The 2,639-nt window shown below is 69.1% G+C and carries 4 protein-coding genes; 3 read left to right on the top strand and 1 reads right to left on the bottom strand.

From position 1 onward, the window contains the following. Positions 1-56 precede the first annotated feature (56 nt). The gene (locus tag FKP22_RS26665) at positions 57-713 is read right to left on the bottom strand and encodes a glutathione S-transferase (RefSeq protein ID WP_141290961.1); all 657 of its coding nucleotides are present in this window, start codon (positions 711-713) and stop codon (positions 57-59) included. Positions 714-823: 110 nt separating this feature from the next. Here FKP22_RS26665 and FKP22_RS26660 point away from each other — a divergent pair, with 110 nt between their 5' ends. The 3 genes from FKP22_RS26660 to FKP22_RS26650 form a co-directional block, all read left to right on the top strand. After that, positions 824-1,381 (top strand): NADPH-dependent FMN reductase, encoded by a 558-nt coding sequence (locus tag FKP22_RS26660; protein ID WP_141290959.1) that lies wholly within the window; start codon positions 824-826, stop codon positions 1,379-1,381. A 127-nt stretch (positions 1,382-1,508) separates the two neighbouring features. Next, positions 1,509-2,303, top strand: coding sequence for a hypothetical protein (locus FKP22_RS26655; protein ID WP_141290957.1), 795 nt, complete (start codon positions 1,509-1,511; stop codon positions 2,301-2,303). 8 nt (positions 2,304-2,311) lie between these two features. Beyond that, a partial coding sequence (locus FKP22_RS26650) for a hypothetical protein (protein ID WP_141290955.1) occupies positions 2,312-2,639 on the top strand: 328 nt, incomplete at its 3' end.

Here is a 2,639-nt window from a genome sequence, read left to right as displayed (position 1 = left end):
ACCTGGCCGAACTGCACCAGCTGCGCGCGCTGGCGGACCGGCACGGCTTCCGTTGATCAGCCGCGCGGCGCTGGACAGACCACCGCCTGCTGGCTTGGCAACTTGGTCATGCAGGCGGCGAAAAGCGCGCCGTCCAGCCAGGCGGCCAGCCAGGCTTGCAGCGCCGGCCAGGGCTGTGCGCTGAACCATTGCGGTGCCACGGCCGCGAACTGGCGCACGAACGGAAAAATCGCCAGGTCGGTGGCACAGGGCTGTTCGCCACCCAGCCAAGGCTGGTCCTGCAGCCGAGCCTCCAGCGGCAGCAGCAGGGCCGCCACCGCATCGGCGCGCACGGCCTCGCGAGAGCGAGGCTCATCGAGGAAACGTTCGGGGTACTTGTAGCGGTCCAGGTCGCGCTTGAACACACCGTCATTGCACTGCAGCAGCGCAAGGTTGGGCGGCGACTGAGCTGCCTGCCACCAGTGTGGGTCGTCCGCGGTCGCCAAGGCCCACCGCATGATGTCCCAGCTCTCGTCCAGCACCTCGCCACCTGGCAGGCGCAGCACCGGCACCGTGCCCTTGGGCGACAGTTGCAGCAGCGCGGCCGGCTTGTCGCGCAGCACGATCTCGAAGGCCTCGAACGGCCGCCCGGCCTGCAGCAGCGCCATGCGGGCGCGCATCGCGTAAGGGCAGCGGCGGTAGCTGTAGAGCAGGGGCAGGGGTGACGGTGTCATCTGGCCAAAGAGGGGTTGGCGTGTAGGCGAAGGCTGGCTGCGCGGTGGCACGCTTCGCAGTATGGTGCCGAGCGTCTCCACCTCATTTCCATCATCCAGGGAGCCCCCGCATGAGCCAGAACCCAATGCAGATCGCCGTGATCCTCGGCAGCCTGCGCAAGCAGTCCATGAACCGCCAGCTTGCCACCGCGCTGGCGCGGCTGGCGCCGGTGGGCGTCGAGTTCAACCAGCTGGAGATTGGCGACCTGCCGCTGTACAACCAGGACGACGACGCGCAGCAGGCCGCCACGGTGCAACGCTTCAAGGCCCAGGTCAGCGCGTCGCACGGGCTGCTGTTCGTCACGCCGGAATACAACCGCTCCATCCCCGGCGTGCTGAAAAACGCCATCGACCACGGCTCGCGCCCCTATGGCCACAGCAGCTGGACCGGCAAGCCCGCCGGCATCGTCGGCCTGTCGCCCGGCAGCACCGGCGCCGCCATGGCCCAGCAGCACCTGCGCAACGTGCTGGTCGCCGTTGGCGTGGTCACGCTGCCGCAGCCCGAGGTCTTCCTGCAGAACAAGGAAGGCCTGTTCGACGCCAACGGCGACATCGGCGAGGCCAGCAAGGGCTTTCTGCAGGGGTGGATGGCGACCTACGTTGGCTGGGTGCGGCAGTTCGCGGGTTGAGTGGCGCCGCGGTGTCCCCAGATCAGGCGATGCGACCGCGCCGTGCGAGGTGTGACCGTTGCCGCGCGGGGGTGGCCGGCGTATAAGCCTCGGCAGCCCTACCACCACTGCGCCGGGAGCTTTGTCGATGCGCATGTTGACGTCTCGCCGTGACCTGATCTGCGCGTTGCTGGGCATGCTCTGGTTGGGATCCGCGTGTGCGGCGAAGTCTTCGCCGGGGCCGCTCAGCAGCCCGGCCGCCAGCGGCGCTGCGTCCGACGCTTCGGCGCCGGTGCTGTTGAACTGTGGGCAGCAGACTGGCCCGCGCAAGCCGACCGTGGTGGTGGGCACCAAGCAGGTTCAAGTGCAGGTGAGTTGTGCGCCACCGCTATTGCCCCCCGGTGCCGCGTCCGCTGCCAGCCAGCCGGGATCGCCGGCTTCCGCAGCGGCTTCTGCGCCGCCTGGCGATGCAAAGCCCAAGGACGCCAAGGTCGACGTGCCAGCGGTGGCCAACGCTGCGCCATCGACCGTGCGCGACCAGTTGCTGCTGATAGCAGGCCTCGTCGCCTGTTTGCTCTGCGTGGCTGGCCTGGGCTGCGTGCTGGCAGCGCTTGGACTGTGGCCCTTCTTGCCGTCCTTGCCGGGAAACCGTCTGCAGGCCAGCCAGGCGCCACCCGAGTTGCGAGCGCCGCGCAACGAGGGCTTCAGCTTCCGCCGTCACTGGGGCAGCTTTGGCAGCGAAAGCACGGGCTGGAACCTGTCACCCGCGCTGATGCGCCTGCTGATCGGCTTGCTGTTGCTGTGCATGGGCCTGTGGTTGCTGCTCGGCTTGCTGGGAGGCCCGGGGCCATCAGGTTTGGAGCCGGCCACGCCGGGGCCTGCTAACAAGCCTGCGTCCGCCGCTTCGGCTTCGGCTGTGGCTTCAGCCAGCGCCAAGGGCTGAAGGCCGCCATGGCGCTCCGCATCCGCCGTGCCCCGGACCCGCTCAGCGACCAGTCGGCCGCGCTGGGAGAGGAAGGCCGGGTCTACACCGCGCAGTCCAGTGCCAGTCGCATCCTGAAGCAGGAACTGCGGCGCTATTGCGACGGCCACATCCAGGGTCGCTCGTTCCTGATCTCGGGTCACCGCGGCGCCGGCAAGACGACGATGGTGGCCGACGTGCTGAGCAGCGTCGTCAAGCTCAGCCTGGGTGGTGAGGTCGGCCTGCGGCCTTTGCCGGTGATGCTGCATGGCCCCAGCCTCTTCCGCGCCTTGCCCAGCGACGTGCGGCGGGCCGAGG

It is taken from the genome of Ideonella azotifigens, from assembly GCF_006519715.1.
GTDB lineage: Bacteria > Pseudomonadota > Gammaproteobacteria > Burkholderiales > Burkholderiaceae_C > Ideonella > Ideonella azotifigens.
The sequence above is the reverse complement of the archived record's forward strand: the minus strand, read 5'-3'. Positions and strand labels throughout refer to the sequence as shown.

Bases quoted from the DNA above. Each gene is read 5' to 3' on its own strand.
- FKP22_RS26665 (WP_141290961.1), bottom strand. From the start codon at position 713: ATGACACCGTCACCCCTGCCCCTGCTCTACAGCTACCGCCGCTGCCCT.
- FKP22_RS26660 (WP_141290959.1), top strand. From the start codon at position 824: ATGAGCCAGAACCCAATGCAGATCGCCGTGATCCTCGGCAGCCTGCGC.
- FKP22_RS26655 (WP_141290957.1), top strand. From the start codon at position 1,509: ATGCGCATGTTGACGTCTCGCCGTGACCTGATCTGCGCGTTGCTGGGC.